20 protein-coding genes are annotated in these 17,342 nt (G+C 55.7%); 7 read left to right on the top strand and 13 right to left on the bottom strand.

From position 1 onward, the window contains the following. Positions 1-41 precede the first annotated feature (41 nt). The 4 genes from HL657_RS07685 to HL657_RS07670 all read right to left on the bottom strand — a co-directional run bounded on the left by HL657_RS07685 (position 42) and on the right by HL657_RS07670 (position 5,332). Entirely contained in the window at positions 42-596 is a 555-nt protein-coding gene (locus HL657_RS07685; protein ID WP_317296242.1) for a nucleotidyltransferase domain-containing protein, read from the bottom strand. A 462-nt stretch (positions 597-1,058) separates the two neighbouring features. Continuing rightward, positions 1,059-2,459 carry an ATP-binding protein gene (locus HL657_RS07680; RefSeq protein WP_317296241.1) on the bottom strand — a complete coding sequence of 467 codons (1,401 nt, stop codon included), beginning with the start codon at positions 2,457-2,459 and terminating at the stop codon, positions 1,059-1,061. A 391-nt stretch (positions 2,460-2,850) separates the two neighbouring features. Further along, positions 2,851-4,110 (bottom strand): nucleotide sugar dehydrogenase, encoded by a 1,260-nt coding sequence (locus HL657_RS07675; RefSeq protein ID WP_317296240.1) that lies wholly within the window; start codon positions 4,108-4,110, stop codon positions 2,851-2,853. A gap of 292 nt (positions 4,111-4,402) precedes the next feature. Further along, positions 4,403-5,332, bottom strand: coding sequence for an SDR family oxidoreductase (locus tag HL657_RS07670; protein WP_317296239.1), 930 nt, complete (start codon positions 5,330-5,332; stop codon positions 4,403-4,405). 870 nt (positions 5,333-6,202) lie between these two features. On the opposite strand from HL657_RS07670, the gene HL657_RS07665 reads away from it, so the two are divergent. The 3 genes from HL657_RS07665 to HL657_RS07655 all read left to right on the top strand — a co-directional run bounded on the left by HL657_RS07665 (position 6,203) and on the right by HL657_RS07655 (position 9,622). Continuing rightward, on the top strand, positions 6,203-8,122 hold the full coding sequence (locus HL657_RS07665; protein WP_317296238.1) for an ATP-dependent nuclease: 1,920 nt from the start codon (positions 6,203-6,205) through the stop codon (positions 8,120-8,122). A gap of 112 nt (positions 8,123-8,234) precedes the next feature. Then, positions 8,235-9,239: a hypothetical protein gene (locus tag HL657_RS07660; protein WP_317296237.1), complete on the top strand. Its 1,005-nt coding sequence runs from the start codon at positions 8,235-8,237 to the stop codon at positions 9,237-9,239. A gap of 74 nt (positions 9,240-9,313) precedes the next feature. Continuing rightward, entirely contained in the window at positions 9,314-9,622 is a 309-nt protein-coding gene (locus HL657_RS07655; RefSeq protein ID WP_317296236.1) for a hypothetical protein, read from the top strand. 139 nt (positions 9,623-9,761) lie between these two features. On the opposite strand, the gene HL657_RS07650 is transcribed toward HL657_RS07655, so the two are convergent. The 5 genes from HL657_RS07650 to HL657_RS07630 form a co-directional block, all read right to left on the bottom strand. Then, entirely contained in the window at positions 9,762-10,478 is a 717-nt protein-coding gene (locus tag HL657_RS07650) for a hypothetical protein (protein ID WP_317296235.1), read from the bottom strand. A gap of 205 nt (positions 10,479-10,683) precedes the next feature. Then, positions 10,684-11,850 (bottom strand): hypothetical protein, encoded by a 1,167-nt coding sequence (locus HL657_RS07645; RefSeq protein ID WP_317296234.1) that lies wholly within the window; start codon positions 11,848-11,850, stop codon positions 10,684-10,686. Beyond that, positions 11,847-12,341, bottom strand: coding sequence for a hypothetical protein (locus HL657_RS07640; RefSeq protein ID WP_317296233.1), 495 nt, complete (start codon positions 12,339-12,341; stop codon positions 11,847-11,849). The genes HL657_RS07645 and HL657_RS07640 overlap by 4 nt, the downstream gene beginning before the upstream one ends. A gap of 3 nt (positions 12,342-12,344) precedes the next feature. Continuing rightward, positions 12,345-12,920 carry a hypothetical protein gene (locus HL657_RS07635; protein WP_317296232.1) on the bottom strand — a complete coding sequence of 192 codons (576 nt, stop codon included), beginning with the start codon at positions 12,918-12,920 and terminating at the stop codon, positions 12,345-12,347. 239 nt (positions 12,921-13,159) lie between these two features. Further along, positions 13,160-13,351, bottom strand: a complete 192-nt coding sequence (locus tag HL657_RS07630; RefSeq protein ID WP_317296231.1) for a hypothetical protein — start codon at positions 13,349-13,351, stop codon at positions 13,160-13,162. Between the two features lie 22 nt (positions 13,352-13,373). On the opposite strand from HL657_RS07630, the gene HL657_RS07625 reads away from it, so the two are divergent. After that, positions 13,374-13,559: a DUF7557 family protein gene (locus HL657_RS07625; RefSeq protein WP_317296230.1), complete on the top strand. Its 186-nt coding sequence runs from the start codon at positions 13,374-13,376 to the stop codon at positions 13,557-13,559. Continuing rightward, the gene (locus HL657_RS07620) at positions 13,556-13,846 is read left to right on the top strand and encodes a type II toxin-antitoxin system RelE family toxin (protein ID WP_317296229.1); all 291 of its coding nucleotides are present in this window, start codon (positions 13,556-13,558) and stop codon (positions 13,844-13,846) included. Before HL657_RS07625 ends, HL657_RS07620 begins: the two co-directional genes overlap by 4 nt. 144 nt (positions 13,847-13,990) lie before the next feature. Here the strand turns inward: HL657_RS07620 and HL657_RS07615 are convergent, their stop codons facing one another. Next, complete coding sequence (locus tag HL657_RS07615; protein ID WP_317296228.1) at positions 13,991-14,227, bottom strand: hypothetical protein; 237 nt, start codon at positions 14,225-14,227, stop codon at positions 13,991-13,993. Between the two features lie 173 nt (positions 14,228-14,400). Between HL657_RS07615 and HL657_RS07610 the strand changes: the two genes are divergently transcribed. Both HL657_RS07610 and rhuM read left to right on the top strand, forming a co-directional pair. Continuing rightward, positions 14,401-14,877, top strand: coding sequence for a virulence RhuM family protein (locus HL657_RS07610; RefSeq protein WP_317296227.1), 477 nt, complete (start codon positions 14,401-14,403; stop codon positions 14,875-14,877). Beyond that, entirely contained in the window at positions 14,810-15,094 is a 285-nt protein-coding gene (gene rhuM / locus HL657_RS13445; protein WP_394804648.1) for a RhuM family protein, read from the top strand. The genes HL657_RS07610 and rhuM overlap by 68 nt, the downstream gene beginning before the upstream one ends. On the opposite strand, the gene HL657_RS07605 is transcribed toward rhuM, so the two are convergent. From HL657_RS07605 to HL657_RS07595, 3 genes are read right to left on the bottom strand one after another with little or no spacing between them, the layout of a single operon-like run. Continuing rightward, positions 14,976-15,818, bottom strand: a complete 843-nt coding sequence (locus tag HL657_RS07605; RefSeq protein WP_317296226.1) for a hypothetical protein — start codon at positions 15,816-15,818, stop codon at positions 14,976-14,978. The genes rhuM and HL657_RS07605 overlap by 119 nt on opposite strands. Then, complete coding sequence (locus tag HL657_RS07600) at positions 15,815-16,105, bottom strand: hypothetical protein (protein ID WP_317296225.1); 291 nt, start codon at positions 16,103-16,105, stop codon at positions 15,815-15,817. The genes HL657_RS07605 and HL657_RS07600 overlap by 4 nt, the downstream gene beginning before the upstream one ends. Continuing rightward, positions 16,105-17,340 (bottom strand): DUF58 domain-containing protein, encoded by a 1,236-nt coding sequence (locus HL657_RS07595; protein ID WP_317296224.1) that lies wholly within the window; start codon positions 17,338-17,340, stop codon positions 16,105-16,107. The genes HL657_RS07600 and HL657_RS07595 overlap by 1 nt, the downstream gene beginning before the upstream one ends. Positions 17,341-17,342: the final 2 nt, after the last annotated feature.

The raw sequence follows: 17,342 nt of genomic DNA, 5'->3' as shown, positions 1-17,342 counted from the left end.
CGCTGGGCTCAACGATCTGGATCTTTCCTTCACGATAGAGTTTACGCAAAAAATGCTGTCTTTTCATAGTAACGTTCGACTCCTTTCAGGATAACGTGGTTCTTTACGATCTCCTGGATCAGCAGATTCTCCGGATCCCAGGATCCGATCTTCACGCTGAGCCGCAAGTGAGCTCGCTGCAGCTCTCGCTTCACCTCTCTGTCGTCCGTCTCGATGTAGAGATCGATATCGCTCTTTCGATCCGCGGTCCCCTTCGCATAACTGCCGAAGAGTACGGCAAGCGGGATGTCCTCTCTCTCCGCAACCGCCCTGACGATGGACCGAAGATGGGGGGCCTCTTCGATCAGGTCTCCGAGCGCGTACCACTCAGCCATATAGGCGTGAACCCGCGCCTCAACGGTTTTTTTTAAGAAATAGACCCTGTTCTTCCCCTCTATCCTGAAGTCGACGACATTCCCATCTAAAAGACCCTTAAGTTTTCGTAGCACGGTAGTGTGCGAGATGCCCAGTTCCTTTGCGAGTTTGCGAGGGTGCGAGTCGCCCCTGAGCAGGAGAGCAACGATCTGGATGGATACATTCTGTTCCACGTGGAACATATTTGAACCAATGAATGAAAAAGGTTCTGGAGCAACGGGATGCTGCTCTCAGGGGTGTCTCCTCTTCTTTGAGCGTGCCCGCGGGATAGTTATATTCGAGAGGGAGGCGCACATCCCGATCCGGAATGAATACACTCCACCATGCAGCTGGCCTATCTTCTTCCGCCCTGTCTGAAACTACCCCTCGCCGTGCACCGGTTCGGGCCGGCCCCGCCGGTGGCGAAGTTGCTCAACTTCAAGGTGTAACGCATTTGCAACAATTTTACGACGCTCAGTCGTTTTCCGTGTATCCTCAAAGCAGGTAAAAAAGAATCCGCCCAATACCGCGAGAACTGCGCCCACCACGGAGCCGATTATGGTATCCCAACCGCCGAACATACTCCACATGATGCGAGTTAACGTGCCTTACCGGCGCTCATGGAACGTCGCAGGAGGCCCCATCCGTCAGGGCGGGGAGACTCATCACTCCCTGCCTCTCCGCCCACGTTCCATGAGCGCCGTACAATCATCGAGGTCGAGCGTGATTCCCTCCCCTTCGGCCCTGCGCGAGAACGACCGCGCAACGACGCAGAAGTACTCGCTCCGCCGGTCATTGTGCCAGGAGACGAGGGGTGCCTTCCGCCGCAGCCCCGCAAAGACCTCTGCGGCATCGACCCCATCCTGCCATTTACACTCGCAGAACAGGATCCGGTACGGGTTCTCAGCAAGACAGACGATATCGATCTCCTCCCCGCGGTGCCACCAGCTCCCAATCCTGGTGAACACGAACGGCAGGAACCCCTCTCCGTTGATATGATCGAAGAGATCCATCACCATCTCCTCGAAGTGCTTTCCGACATACCGCGCAAATTGCGGCCGTACGTACTGGTCCACAACCAGTGGGGCATTGCCGCGTTCGAGCATATCGAGGTGGGGGTTGACGAACGAAAACCAGAAGTCGAAGAGGTTGTCTGAGAGGAAATAGAGCCCCTTTCTGCTCTTGTGGCCTTCAGTCACGGGAATGCGCCGGTGCACCAGCTTCAGGTCGATAAGGACCGAGAGATACTTGTTGACGATACTCTTGGAAAGGCCGGTATCATTGCAGATGAGCCCGATCCGGTGGTTTCCCCCTGCAAGAGAGAAGAGGATGGAGAAGTAATACCTCGGTTCGACAAGTTCGGCCCTGAGCACGAACTCCACGTCCCTGAAGAGGAACGAATCTTCTCTCATCACCTTCTCCTCGATATTCTGCAGAATGTCCCATTCCGGATCGACGGCCATGATGTATGCCGGCGTCCCCCCAAAGACCGCGTAGAACTCGACCGCCTTCTTCAAATCCCCGATATACTCGAGCACATGGATGAATCGAAGGGGCTGCAGGAGGATCTGCCCCGTCCTCCTGCCGAAAAGAGGGCTCCCATACTCCATGGTCGCGGACTCCATCATCGATATGCTCGACCCCGACAGAATGAGAAATATCCGGGTCTCTTTCAGGCGCCTGTCCCAGTATTCCTGAAGCATCGAGGGAAGTGAGGGGTCCTCCTTGATCAGGTAGGGGAATTCATCGATGGCGATCACGAGACGATCGGCCGCGTGCTGGATCAGGTACTCGAAAAAGCTGTCCCAGTCAGAAAAACCGTTTTTCTGGAGGAACGGATCTTTGAAATAGGCGCTCAGGTCTGCAGAAAATCTCCGGAGCTGCAAGTGTTTCGACTCTTCCCGTGCGACCAGGTGTATTCCTGTGGCGGTACGGAGGAACTGGTCGATCAATTCGCTTTTCCCGACCCGCCGCCGGCCATAGAGCACGATGAACTCCGCACCGTCGCTCCCGTACCGTTCATGAAGGTGAGAGAGTTCCCGGCTCCGGTTGAGGAAGACACTCATAAGTAGCATACTATGGAGTGTACTATTTTATAGTTTATCCCCGGTCCACAAGCCGCTCCGCTATCCATGCATCCGGGTCCACCACGTTCCGCCCGTCGACCACCATACCCGCATCGGCAGGCACCCCATGAGAGCCCCGGCATGGCATCCGGCGACGTTGCCGGGAGCCGTGCACCCGTGACCTGTCCCCCTCACGAAAGCGCCGTTTCAAGAGGGGCGACTGCTCGTCATGTATGCCCTTCTGCTACCCCTTTTTGTGGTCGCGCTTTGCGCCTTCGCGTGAGTCGACAATGTGTGGATAGATTCTGCAGACGGTTCGATCTCGGAGAGAGGGATTCAACAAAACCCGCGATTCCCGGGCTGCAACAGAAAAACGGCGGAGAGCGGTTACCTACAACGTGCGGTACACGCACCCTTCCCGCACCCCATCATTCCGCCGGAGCATCCCGGTCACATCCACAACAATCGGCTTGCCGTTGCAGATCGCGAGCACCGCATCAAGCGTCAGCGCCGCAAACACCCCGTGCGGAGAATTCACGATAATGCAGTCCACCGGCCCCTCAAGTTCCTGCAGCGACGCGACCGGCTTCGCGCCGAACCGCTCGATCTCGGCGGGCCCGAGGAGCGGGTCATAGCCGTAGACATCGATATCGAACTCCTTGAGCTCGTGGACCATCTCCCCGGCCGGGCTCTCCCGGGTGTCCGGGACGTTCTCCTTGTAGGTCAGGCCCATGATGAGGACTTTTGAGTCGCGGATCACCTTGCCGGCCCGGTTCAGCTCCTTGATCGCGATCTCGGCGACCTGTTTGGGCATGGCGTCGTTGATCGCCCGGCCGGCGAGGATCACCTGCGGGTGGTAGCCGAGCTCCTCGGCCTTATACACCAGGTAGTAGGGGTCGACCGGGATGCAGTGGCCGCCGACGAGGCCGGGGCGGTAGTTGTGGAAGTTCCACTTCGTCCCGGCGGCCTCGAGGACTGCCTTGGTCTCGAGACCCATCTTCCTGAAGATGATCGAGAGCTCGTTCATGAGGGCGATGTTTAAGTCCCGCTGGACGTTCTCGATCACCTTCGCCGCCTCGGCGGTCCGGATGTCCCGGGCGACGTAGACGTTGGTCACGAGGCCGTAGAGCGCGGCGAGGCGCTTCGTGGTCTTCTCATCCATGCCGGCGACGATCTTCGTGATCTTCTCGAGGACGTGGTCGGCGTCGCCCGGGTTGATCCGCTCGGGCGAGTAACCGACAGAGAAGTCCTTCCCGCAGACTTTGCCGGAGACCCGCTCGAGGGTCGGGACCATGATCTCCTCGGTGAGGCCGGGGTAGACGGTCGACTCGAGGACGACGATGGCGCCGTCTTTGAGGTTCCGGCCGACGGTCTCGGCGGCCGAGACCACGTAGGAGATGTCGGGGTCCTTGGCCTTCGTCACCGGGGTGGGGACGGCGATGATCACGACGTCGGCCTCAGCGATCCTGGCCGGGTCCGTGGTGGCGAGGACGTTGTTCCCGGGCTCGGCGTTGATCCGGGCGATCTTCTTTGTATCGAGGTCGTAGCCGATCGTGGTGACGTGCCGAGAGAATGCATCGGCGAGGGGGTACCCGACGTACCCCAGGCCGACGACGCAGACGGCTGTATCCTTGAGTGTTCCCTGAACCATAGTGACGAGCTCCCGAGGGTTTAAGTTGTGTGGAATATTCTCTGATCTTGCATTTGAAAGCTATGATTCTTCACGGGAAAGACAAGTGACGTTAACGTACAAATTGCCTGGTTTGACACTATCTCTGGGGAGTGGGTTATCCAGGAAGAATTCAAGCGTGAACAATGTACGGCGTTGTCGTCAGCCCGGCCGGGGCGCGCAGAGAGGGAAGGAGATGGAACCTTACCCGGATCACTTCGGGACAGTCCGGAACCCTGAAAAATGAAGAGATGCCGTGGCCGGCAAAGCCTCGTTACGCCCGCTCCCGGAACCAGGCCACCGCCTGCCGGAGCCCCTCCTCGACGGGGTATTGCGGGTCATACCCGAACGCCTCCCGGGCCCGGGTGATGTCCGCGAGCGAGTCCCGGATGTCGCCCGGCCGGGGCGCCTCGTAGACGGGCTCGCACCGCGTGCCGGTGAGTTCCATCAGGATCGACGCAAGCTCGTTTAAGCTGATCCGGCGGCCGCCGGCGATGTTGAAGACCCCCCGGGCATCGCTCTCCATCGCTTTGATGTTCGCCTGCACCACGTCGGCGACGAAGGTGAAGTCCCGGGTCTGCTCTCCGTCGCCGTAGATGACCGGCGGCTCGCCGGCAAGCAGTTTGGTGACGAACTTCGGGATCACCGCCGCATACTCGGACTTCGGGTCCTGCCGGGGGCCGAAGACGTTGAAGTAGCGGAGGAAGACGGTCCGGATACCGTAGAGATCAGAGAAGACCTTCCCGTAGCACTCGTCCGCGAACTTCGTGACCGCGTAGGGGGAGAGGGGGTTCGGGACCATGCCTTCGTGCTTGGGAAGGACCGGGGTGTCGCCGTAGACCGAGGAGGAGGAGGCAGCGACGACGGCGGGCACCCCGCAGTCCTTCGCCGCGACGAGCACGCTCACCGTGCCGGTCACGTTCGCCTCGTTCGAGGCGAGCGGATCCCTCACCGACCGGGGCACGGAGGGGATGGCCGCCTGGTGGAAGATGCCGGCCGCGCCCGGGAAGACCTCCGTTAAAAGATCCAGATCGGTGATGCTCCCCTCGACAAACGTCACCCGGGGATGGTCGAGGAGGTGCTCGATGTTCACCCGCCGGCCGGTCGCGAGGTTATCGATGATGACGACGTCGTGGTTTTGCGATAAGGTCTCCGCAAGGTTTGAGCCGATGAAGCCGGCCCCGCCGGTGACGATGTAGCGCATGAAGAGGTTATGGCGGTGGGGCGGTTTAGGGCTTTCTGAATTGAACCGGGATTCCGGGTTCGATACGGGTCTGCGAGGGCACCTGCCGTCCTCCCTTCACCCTCCGGCGAGCACCCGCACGATCACCGCCACCACCCCGCCGGCCCCGGCGCTGATCGTCGAGAACCATCGTTCTCGCATATTCGGTGCCCATCAGCGGCAATGAATGCTTTTCCAGTCGGATTGAGAGATTCAAAACTATTTTTACTCGGTAAAGATCATCACCGCGCACGAGCACCAGACAATGGGTCGGGCAGGCTCACCGTGGGCGGTTGCGTGGAAACGGGAACTATTCAGTCTTCTGGAGGATTTCTTATTGTGTCCATCCAACCCCTGTCTCCTTACGCAGAGGCGAGGGCTTCCCATTCATCAGCGCCTGTTTGTACGCCCAATCATGATTAAGTCATGTAATCTGGTTTATACCTTGTTGAAGTAATAGATGAAAATTAACATATAGTTTCAAATCTAGCTCCCTCGTAGGCAAGAGTTGAAAGATCGTAGCCATGCGAGGAGAGAGTTATGGTGAAATCCAATTTATGCACCGCGATTAAAAATTTCCGGCGAGTCAGCATTATTTACGATAAGCAGGTGCGGGTTGTTGATCCCTATCTTGTTGGAACCAACAAAAAGGGGAGCGAGGCCTTGCGGGCATATCAGGTTGGAGGATACAGTAGTTCGGGGAACTTGCCTGCCTGGAGATTGTATCTTCTGAAGAACATCGATAGTGTCGAGATTCTGGATACGTCCTTCAAGATTCATCCGCAGTATAACCCAAATGACAAAGACATGGTACAGATCTCCTGCCGAGTGGAGAAAATGTAGGCTGGGTTTATGAAGATCCAGTCCCTCTCTATTCGAAACTATAAGTGCCACCGTTCTATCGATAATATTCCCTTCCACGATTTTACGACACTTATTGGTGAGAACGACTGCGGTAAGACCGCGATCATTGACTTTCTGGAGATAATGCTCACCAGTAAGATACCGAATAAAGAGGACTACTTCAAATACATTGACCCAGCCTCCCCCTCAGATCAGTTTCGCGAGGTTGCTGCAGACGAGATATCAGGGGAGATCGTCTTCAGTGTTGATAGTGATGAAGAACGCACTCTCGCTAGTTACCTGGATGAACAGAAAAACCTTCGTCTGAAGAAAGTGTTCAGCCCGGAGAATAGTGTCTCGTATGCCTACATAAAGAGATTCTCTGATCCCAGGTTTTACAACTACACCTCCATGAAGGCCAGCGAACTCAAGGCCTTTGTGGAGGAACTTGGGTTTACCGAAGAGATGGGCTTCGAATTCAGGAATCAAGATGAGCGGAAAGCGAAAGTCAAAGAATACATCCAGGAACATGCTCAAGATATTCCTGCCACTCTTGATTGGGTTGAGATTCCTTTCAAAGAACTGCAAGCCATCTTGCCAAAATTCATCCGATACAACGTTGATGACTACAGCAACCCTGAAAACTTTATTTTTAAGGTGTTGAAGGAAGCCTTCGAGAGTGAACTCTACTTGAAGGATGAGAACGGCGATAGAGTGCTAAGGGATGCAAGCCTGAGGCAGGTAATCGATCGTGTAAATGAAAGACTGGATACGGAAACCCGGCAATTCCTAAAGCATATTCAGAAATATAATGATGGTATCGAGGATATCAGCATAGATCCGGAGATCGACCTGAGCTCAGGGCTGAGACAGACGCCTATAAAAATAAGAGATCGATCTGGAATTTATCATTACTTGAACAGCAAGGGGTATGGTACTAAGAAACGAATGTACCTTGCAATATTCGAATGGAATAAAGAAGTCCTCGCAGGGATTGATCGGGGCTATGCCATCCGTTGTTACGACGAGCCTGACAATAATTTACATATAGAGGGCCAGAGAGGGCTGTTTCGGACACTCCGATCGATCGTAGATGACACCGCTAAGAAAAACCAGGTCCTCCTCTGCACACATTCGCTGTTTATGATTGATTCGGCTCCAGCTTCCTCTATAAATCTGCTTCGCCGCGGTGATAATGGGAGTACAGTGGTAGGGTTTCTTGAGACTGCAGAGGATCGGGAGGTTCAGAGATTCATCGAACTTATGTGCAGGGAACTGGGGCTCTCAAACAGCCACATCTTCTTTGAACGTTGCTTTATTGTTTTTGAAGGGCCGTCTGAATTGAATTTTCTTCCTCTGGCTTATAAGAAACGATATCAATCATCCATGGCCGAAGACGGCTTGACTCTAGTTAAATTGGGAGGAAATGGTGCTGCAATAAGTTTCTTAGAACTTTTGATGAAAAATAAACGTGATCTTGTACTGTTGCTCTTAGATCGGGACACCACAAATGTAAGAAAGAAAAAAATGCTGTCCGATACGATGGCAAGATCCTCTGGAATGGATTACGAGGAGTACAAGCAATTTATTGAAGATTTCTTTAACGAGAAGATTATCTATATTGGTGATAAGGAGTTTGAAGACACGTTCTCAAATGAAGTTTTCGTGCGTGTACTAACCAAGGTACGCCCCAAAAACAATGGCACACCTTGGACTGTCGATGAAATAGATGAGTTGCGTCAAAAGGAGAAGTTTTCATATGCTCTCATCAAATCTGTAGCTGAAGAGTGCGAGCCAAACTACATTAGCAAACCTGAGCTTGCTACTATGTTAGGCTCATTAATCGAGGTTGAGGAAATACCTCCCGTCGTCACGCAGTTGTTTGAAAAAGCAAGAAATATTGCAGGGATTGGAGCAGTGAGGGAATAATCTGTTTTGCGTTCGCATGTTAAGAGCATTACTGAAGGATTTGGAGCGCTGACCTCTCTATACTGTTGCCTCCCAGTGTGTTCGTGATCGGATGAAATTCTATTTAAGGCGAATGTGGCTAAAAGCGTGGCCGAAATTGGCGGTCGCTGTTTTTGGAGCAATATTGTATATCTTCGCTGTCAATCTCTCCGGCGACATCAAGGAATTACTGGTAGACGTCGCTGCCGCCTTGATTGCCATTCCTATTATTGTCGTCACCTATGAGTTGTGGAATGATAAAAGCCACAAAGCGTTGAACGAGAACGTGTACCGCTATGCCGAAAACGAGATGGGGCAGGCAATGCTCGAGATAAAGGCCCAGATAAAGATGTTGCTTGAGGGCTACTGTGTGTATTTTGATGCTGGCGATGTTGTGCTGAAAGATTCTGTCCAGGGGAATTACATCCTGCAGATGAGGGATGAGGCGAAGATCCTCTACGACGAAGACGGCATGCCCTATCAGCGGAAATATCAGGCTGATTATGATGGTGGATTTGAGGCTGATGAATCCGACATCGAAGAGTATGATATCCATACAGTTTTCTCAATCATAACGGACGTGCAATATCTTGGGTATCAGATTTGTGATATTCAGTTTGAAGATGCAATCCATAGACTGGATGAGCTCATTAAAAACTCATTCATAATGGAGAGAATGGATGATGAAGAGAATTCAGTGATCATTCATCTACTTGAAGCGCTGAAGATGCTTCACTCGTTTGTTGAACTGCATAGGCAGGATCTCTTCTTACGTACCGATATAACGGTTCAGGGTTTTGAATGGGAACTATCGAAACACCAAAATGTCTTATCGGGTACCATCGGCCTGTATCGACTGTACTATAGAGAGAAAGAAGAAGGATCGGAAAAACTGGTGTATGAGCAAGTGCTTGATGAGAAAATAATAATTGACGCGGAGGAGAATAACCTGCTATCTGTATACATCGTTAATCCTGACTACTATACCATTTTTAGTGATCTAATAAACGAGGTGTTATCCTGCATACGCGATTGGAGAAGGACAAATGCCGGTTTTGTGGTTGTAGATTTTGATTCTGCTCAAATAAGACGACTATAAAGCCGAGATTTTGTAGTAGTGCAGTTGACCAAGTTACTTATATCCCTCACCTGCCCAGAGGGAAAACAACGAAGGTGTCCGGCTGGTCTAAAGGTTCGGCAAACAATCGCACCGGCGCGGGGTACGGCATCCAGATCTCATACACTGATCGCGACCGCTACTTCCGGAGGAACTGGGGCTCGGTGGAGGTCGTGCTCGATAACGGCGAGGTTGTCGACGTCTCACTGTCTGAAAAATTCTGGACGACCTGCCCCGAACTCAGGAGTTCAGTAATCGGGAGGTGGCTGCTCAACCAGGGAGTCATCCCTCGGGCAAAGGGTAAGCCGCCGGAGTTCGCCCTGGAACCCATCGGCGACCGGAGGTTCCGGCTGGCCCGGAGATGAAAGAGGGCTTTCTGCTGTGGGATGACAAACCAAGGAACTATTCATCATACATCGATGATCGAGGTTGTGAGCGTGAGAGCCGGGATCCCGAAGGGACGGTGCTCACCAGGGAGCAAGCGATGTTTGCCGGGGGTACAACTCAAAGGCCGTGTTGAGCTTTCTTCTCCTCAAGCCAAGCATTCATCAACTTTTGTATAAATGACTTCGCAGAGGTAAGAGACATCGGATCCGGTGGTGCAGGGATCGTTTTCGCGTGTCTGGCGGTCAGACCCAGGGCCTCGGGGCTATTGGCGGTCTGTGTGCATCTCTTCAACTCTGCTTCTGTGCACCAGCCCCTCTTTACGATATTGCCGGCGTCCTCCCGTATTATCTCAAAAACTTTGTACAGACCGTACCAGGTTTCAAAGTCATTCTCGATCAGGCGTAAGGCCTTTTTTACGTGTGCGTCTTTCCTCGATAGAGCCATCCAGGTAATGGCAGGATCTGCGGGATGAGACTCTTCGATTGTTCCATCGGCGTGAATAACTACAACACTGCATGTGAGCGTAGCGGATGCCCCGACAACTGCGGCTGAGGCATAGGTATGTCTGGTTCCATCATCGCGAATCTCTGAAATTGAGCCAATTTTAATAGGTGAGCCAGAGCCAAGAGATAGTTTTGCTGCGCCGTTGAGTGACGTCAAGATCTCGGTTGTATGGTCTCGTACCAGGTCATAAGAGCCAAGGTCGGCAAAATCTCTGGATTTCAATATATACTTATCATTATTCTTCAGTATGCAGGTTTCTGGCGAATTAAACACCTTCGAAAGTTCCTCTAATATATGAGCGCTCCCCGAAAGCGTTACAACCCATTCCATGCATCAAATATGTCCCAATAAATAGTATAAACAATTCGGAGCGTCATAAGAGAATTTCTGCTATTCTCCGTCCATGAAAAAGACATAGGTCTCGTTACTGCAAGTTCGTTACAACGTCTCCAGGGTATAGGCCATTGTCCGGCCTTTCAGGCGTGTTCGACCCTGCCCGGGAAGAAGGAGAACCTCAATCCCCGCCCGGGATGAATCACCGGCCGCCCCGTCTTGCAAGGCCCTTGAGATCACCCTTCACGACGTTCTTCTTCGACGAGAAGTAGTCCAGGGACGCATCCCCCGACTCATCGATAACGCCTCTCAGAGTTTCAGCCTCCAGGCACTGCTGCTGCATGTTGACGATCTGCAGCAACCTCTTCTGCCGGCCTGGAGCCGCAGAGAGGCTCTCCTCATACTTGATCAAGGCCCCCTCCGGGTAAACCCCTCTGGCCGCCTCACCCAGGAGGTCGGCCCTGTAATAACCGTAGTCCCGTATGTTCAGCAGGCGCGTCGTGTTCCGGGCGATCGATTTCTGCGCCTTCAGCCACTCATAGAACTCGGGGTTTCTCTTCGGCCCGACATGGTTGCCGCCGAGGCAGTCCAGTCCATACCCGTAGGCGAGAAGATCTCGGGCTGACAGAACGTTCTGGTCGTTGATAGCCTTCCCGAAGCTGACGTTGATGTAGGAGAGGAAGTTATTCTCCTCATATCCCCTTGCCGCAAGCCGCCGCTTGAGTGCGTTCAGGGAGTCGAGGTGGCTCTGGACCATCGTCCCGTCGAAATCGATGTAATACGCATTGATCCCGTGATCCAGGTAGAAATCAACGATCTTCTGTGTATAGAGAGCAGCAGCCGAAGGGATATACCCAAGGATGCATTTTTTGTTCCGGACTTCGATACTCTCGATGCAGGATAAGAGGTACTGTAAAAATTCCCCGAAATTCTCTCTGTTAATAGAGCGTGCCATCTTCGGGACGGATGGAATGGGCGTGATATCCGAGTACGAGTAGGCGGCGTTTGTCAGGACGTCTATCTCATGTGCGGTAGGATAGCGGCCTCCCTGCCCCCGGGTCTTGAACTCCACAAAGCAGAGGCCCGGAGAGTGATGTGCTCTCTTTCTGTTTCTGCTGATATCCTTGTTCTTCTGCATGGAGTACGCCTTGTCCTCATCCATGCGTTGCAGGCTCCCGTCATCGAACTTGAGATATGTTTCGTGGAGGCTCGTCAGGTTTCGAGGAAAATCAGTGTCAGCGTAGAAGTCACGAGGATTTATCGTCTTTACCGGCGTTACGATCTTTCCCGGCCCGATGTCGGCGGAGAGCGCCCTCAGGTCGGTATCATCCGCGCACGCATAGTCGGTAATTCGAACCTCTCTCGTCACCTTAACAACCCCTGCAGAACCTCTTTTTTGATGTGGAATGACGATTGCAGAAACCGGTTGTAGAGATCATGACACTCCCCACCTGTCAGGGCAAGCCGCTCTTTTTCCCAGAGTATGAGCCCGACAGTGCCCGTCACCCGGATCTGCAGTTTGTCCCGCAAGTTCCGGGCTCGTTCATCGATGACGCAATAACACCGCTTTTTGTCCTGCTCTATGGCAACTCCTGCACAGAGGACACTGAGTTCCCCTTTGTGCAGCCAGGGGTAGCGTTTGGCGAGCCTTTTGCAGCATTCAGTGTCGCCATCCTGTACGATCTTAATGTCCCCGTACGCTTCAAGGTGCTGAAGCGTCTCAGGGTTCTCCATGATCTCCTCGTACACCTGAGGGGTGATGCAGAGGCGGTACCCAAGACCTTTGCAGGCATCCAGAATTTTTGGGTACTGTACTTCGCGGAATATGCAGACGATGGATGACGTGTCAAAGATCTTCATGTGTTATCTCTTAAGGTAATCAAGGTACGACTCGATATTCATCCCCGCCAGAAACGCGGCTTTTTCGAGACTCACTTTCCCTCGCCGATACAGTGACACTGAGAGTGGAGCCCTCCTTCGCAGGATATCGCGAAGTCTTGCAGACTCACGGGTATATTCAGGATAGGTGACGTAGATGAAGAGAAGGGCCTCATCCACACTGAGATCGTTGAGAAATGCCTTGAAGTCGTCAATTGCCCCAGACTCGTCGTCAGGGAACACGGAGCGCACCTTCTCCCAGACCCTCACTCCATCGGGAGTGAGGGTATAGCCTCCTTCAGATCTCCTGACAAGGCCCAGGGAGACGAGCTCGTCTAGCGCAACTTCGGCAGGTTCGCTATACGGCCCAAATATGTGAGGGGTGAAATCCGCGTCGTCTCCTACCTGTTCTATGTAATCTCCAATGAGAAAGAGTTCTTTCTGGAATAGAACATCTCCCCGAACAGCAGAGTTGCCCCCTGCATGCAGCAGGTGCAGGATTGCCACACCCAGGTGGGGGAGACTATCGGCGATCTCATCCAGAGTAAACTCCACGGTCATCAACTCCATTTGTCGGGGTCAGGCTGCCCCGGATGTGCTGTAGTGTAGTGGTATGAATTATATAGTTGTTATGTGTTGCTGTGTCGCTCAAAACTCGCGATACCATCGCGGGTGGAGTGAACGTGATCCAGAATGTGATTGTCACATCTCTGTCACATTCTCTGATCAGAAATGTGCGCAGATTGTGAAGTCATCATTTCGTGGCATTCCTTCAATCATCCTTGCCTGCGATCACCTCCTCACCCCCCACCAAGCACCTTCACGATCACCGCCACCGCCCCGCCCACGACCCCGCCGGCCCCGGCGCTCACCGTCGACAATCTCCGCTCTCGCACCTGGCGGTGCTCATGCTCCGGCCCTTCGGCCTGTCGCTCCTCACCCGCCTTCTCCTCTTGCCAGCCCTTCCACCCGGCACAAGAAAGTATATCCACGATCAACACAGAAGATGGTTCAATGTCTGTTGCGGAAAACATCTCCGTATCGGAAGAGACCTATAACCAGATCCTGGATCTCAGGCACCCGGGCGAGACACTTGACGAGACTCTTGCGAGGCTGGTGGAGAAGGTAAAGAAACAGCGGCTCACGGATGATATCGAAGAAGTCATGGCCACGAACGAGTTCGTGGAGTTAGACCTGTGACATTCCGCCTCATGGTGGACAAACGTGCGCTGGACTTCTTAACTGCTCTCGATGCCAAAGATCAACGGGTCATCAAAGAAAAACTGAAAATTTTACAGGACAATCCGTACCCCGGCCCGGACGGGGACAAAGAAAAACTTCATACAACCAAAAAACGGGAGTCATACCGGCTCCATATCGCACGTTCGTTCACGGTCATCTACAATATCGATCCAGACGATAACCTCGTCTATATCACCCACATCATGTCCATCGAAAAAGCCCATCGGAGATACGGACGAATGTAAGGCCGATGTTCAACGAACAAAACCGTCAAAGATCACAGGAAAGAGCCCTGATCCCGATAACGGCATCCGGGCAATTGCGGACAGCAGGCATGTGACGGTCGCATACTCCGCTATCACCAAGGTAAAGCAGCCTTCTCGCCCCGTTCACCCCGGGAGGACCGGGGTGTCGCCGTAGACCAAGGAGGCGCCAACCACGGCCGGCACCCCGCAGTCCTTTGCCGCGACGAGCACGTCGAGCGTGCCGGTCACGTTCGCCTCGTTCGAGGTGAGGGGGGGGGAGCAGTCACAGCCTGTCTCTTGATATTTTTGCTGTGGTTTGGGCTTCCCGCTTGCCTGACTGTTCTCCAATCGTGCATCATCATCGTGGGGCTTCAAGGGCATTTTTCCGAATGCAAAACCGACGGTATTCTATGGCATCGGGGTGGTAATCTGTATAATGGACATGCAGTAAGGAGAATATCTATTGACCTGCACCACAAGGGGCATACGGGTCATACAGGCCCCGTGCCGCCCTTTTTTGTGGGTTAATAACTGTCCTCCGGGGGCAATCGGGTATGACATTTGACACTTCAGAGATCATCATCTACCAGACCGATGACGGGCAGACTAAAATTGACGTTCGGATGGAAGAGGAGACCGTCTGGCTATCGCAGGCGCAAATGGCGGAACTGTTCCAGACAACGAAACAGAATGTCAGCCTGCACATCAACAATGCCTTTGCAGAGGGTGAGCTTGAGCAGGATTCAGTTGTCAAGGAATACTTGACAACTGCCGCAGACGGAAAAAATTACCGTACCAAGCACTACAGCCTTGATGTGATCATCTCCGTCGGCTATCGCGTAAAGTCGCTACGCGGCACACAGTTTCGCCGTTGGGCGCTTAAAGTCCTGAAAGAATACCTCAAAAAGGGCTTTGCGATGAATGACGACCTGCTGAAAAAAGCGGGCGGCGGTAACTACTGGCATGAGTTGCTGGAGCGCATACGCAGTCATCCGTTCCAGCGAGAAGGTTTTCTACCGGCAGGTGCTTGACCTCTACGCTACAAGCGTAGACTATGACCCAAGAACGCCGGAGTCGCTAGAGTTCTTCAAAATTCGCGGCATGTGCATATCGCCCCGGTCCCGCGGTATTATCCGGGCTTCCCGGGAGTGTGACGCAGGTCGCGACGGGGCGCATCATCCGGGGTATCACGGGAGGCTGCTCTTGAAGGAGAGGGGAGAGCGGGTTCCGGCCTCAGGATCACCCTGAGGGTCTTTCTCTTTTCGTCGACGCCGGCGTGCTCGATCGTTACCGGCACCCGGAGCCCGAGGGCAACGATCGCCGCAAGCAGGCTGCAGACCGGGCAGCCGACCATGGTGCAGCACTTCGGGGAGGCCGCCCGGACGGCCCGGCAGCCGGGGAGGAGGCGGTAGTCCGCGAGGGTGACGACGATGTTCTCCCCGTCCTTTACGGCGCTCGTTTTTGCGACCTCGAGGAGGTCGTCGCAGACCTCGATGATGCAGGCGAGGAGGGCGTCGTCCTCTTCCGGGATCTCGAGGGCGTGCTTCTCACGCAGATGTGCAAGCAGCGGGGTGCATGCCGGGACAAGCCGGACGGCGCATCCCCCGTCGCCGGTGATGTAGGAGTAATCGTCCTTGAGGTTCTCCGGCACCCTCCCGGCGACCGGGATGACCTCGATGACGGTCCCGTCTTCCGGGATGAACCGGGCGTTGCCCTGGACCCCGAGGTCAGCGCAGAGGGTGGCGACGGTGATCGTCCCCTGGACGGGGAGGAGGGCGGCGATCTCCGGGTCGAGGGGTTCGCCCTTGTGGAGGGCGAGGAGGAAGACCCCGGCGATGAAGCAGCCCGTGCCCGCGAGGACGACCGTCGCGGTGGTGATGTCCCCTCTCCCGGCCACGGCCGCGAGGGCGAGGAGGGCTACGGAGGCGAGGATGAGGAGGAGGGCTCCCCGGTAGGGGTTGTCTGCGATCACGCACCCCCTCCCCCCGCCCACCGGGCGAGCCGGTAGTCCCGGAGGACGAGGACAAGGTAGCCGCAGCCGAGGGCGGCCGCGAGGGCGACGAGGGCGATGCTGCCGGCCGCGTAGAGGGCCGCGGCGAAGCCGGCCACGCCGATCGCTAAGACCGGGTAGCCCCGCCGATGTTCGAGAAACGCGGCAAGGACGATCACCTGGAGGACGAGCGCCACGAAAAGGTTGCCTGCGGCCACGACCAGAATCTCGCCGGCGCAGAGGAGGAGGAACCGCCGATCGGCTGCCATCAGAGCACCTCCACGACGTCCACCCCGGGAAGGGGGGCGGCGCCGGCGGGAGCCTTCAGGATAACCCGCATCCTCCGGACCTTCGCCTCGTGCGTGAGCTGGACGAGGTGGCTTTTATCGCCCGGCGGAAGGAGGGAGAAGAGCCGGACCTCTTCTGCCTCCGCCCGGCCGAGCGCCGCCCGAACCGCCGCTGCGAAGGGCGACGGGCTCTCTGCAGCAAATGCAGAAAGGACGCCGCCGAATTGTTCTCGGAACGCCCTCTCCCCCGGGTCGTTGCCGGGCGCTCGGGCCCGGGCCGCAAGGGCGGCGGGTCCCGGCGCCCGGTAGAGGGGGGCACGGGGTTCGAGCGGCGCAAGCCCGCCAAGGGCCGCGAGGGCCTCGTGACTCGCCAGGGTCCGGGGGAGGAACCGGACGACCTCCCCGCCGGCGACAACCAGGAGCGAGCACCCCTCACGGGATCGGATCGCCCCTTCGACCGCGCCGTAGACGGTCGTTGCGAACCGGGCAAAGGTTGCCGGATCTCCGGGTGCGGGGAGGTCGACGGCGATGAGCGGCGAGCCCCCCTCGAGCCCGGCCGGCTCCCGGACATAATAGGCGTCTCGGCGGGCCGTGAGTTTCCAGTCGATCTGGCTGAGGTCGTCGCCGGTCCGGTAGGGCCGGAACCCGCGGGTGCCCTGGCCGGTGAGCGCGGCTTTCCGGTTCACCTCGGTCTCTTCCCCGCGGATCCCGATGCCTCTACAGGCTTCCGGGAGCCCCACCGGGAAGACCCGGAGATGGGGGGCGTCGAAGCGGCGGCAGGTGAGATCGCAGGCGAAGAAGGTGTCACTTGCCGAGAGGACGACGCCCGGAAACGCGGTCTCCCCCGGCGCCATGAGCCGGACGGTGTAGGTTACCGTCTCCCCCGGCGGTGAGAGAGGGGCGTCGCCGGCCGCGACCGCCGGCGGGAGGTCGCGCACCCGGACTGTCATCCCGGCCGGGACGGCGCAGTCGGCCTTCACCCGGACGGCCACCACTGCTCCCTGCCGGAGGATCGTCCGGTCGACCTCGCGAGTCACGTCGAGGGAGGCGGCCGCGGCCGCGAGATTGCGCTCGAACCGCCAGCCCTGCCAGAGGAGGAAGAGGGCAAGGGAGCCGGCAGCGAGGACCGCGGCCGGGCTCGCCAGGGGAAGAGCAACGGCAGCGAGTACAAGGGCGAGCACTGCGATCCCCCCGGCCATCCAGGTCGGCCGGATCATGC

The sequence above is a fragment of the Methanoculleus nereidis genome (assembly GCF_032944295.1).
GTDB lineage: Archaea > Halobacteriota > Methanomicrobia > Methanomicrobiales > Methanoculleaceae > Methanoculleus > Methanoculleus nereidis.
Note: the sequence above shows the minus strand (reverse complement) of the source record. Positions and strands in the feature narration are given on the sequence as shown.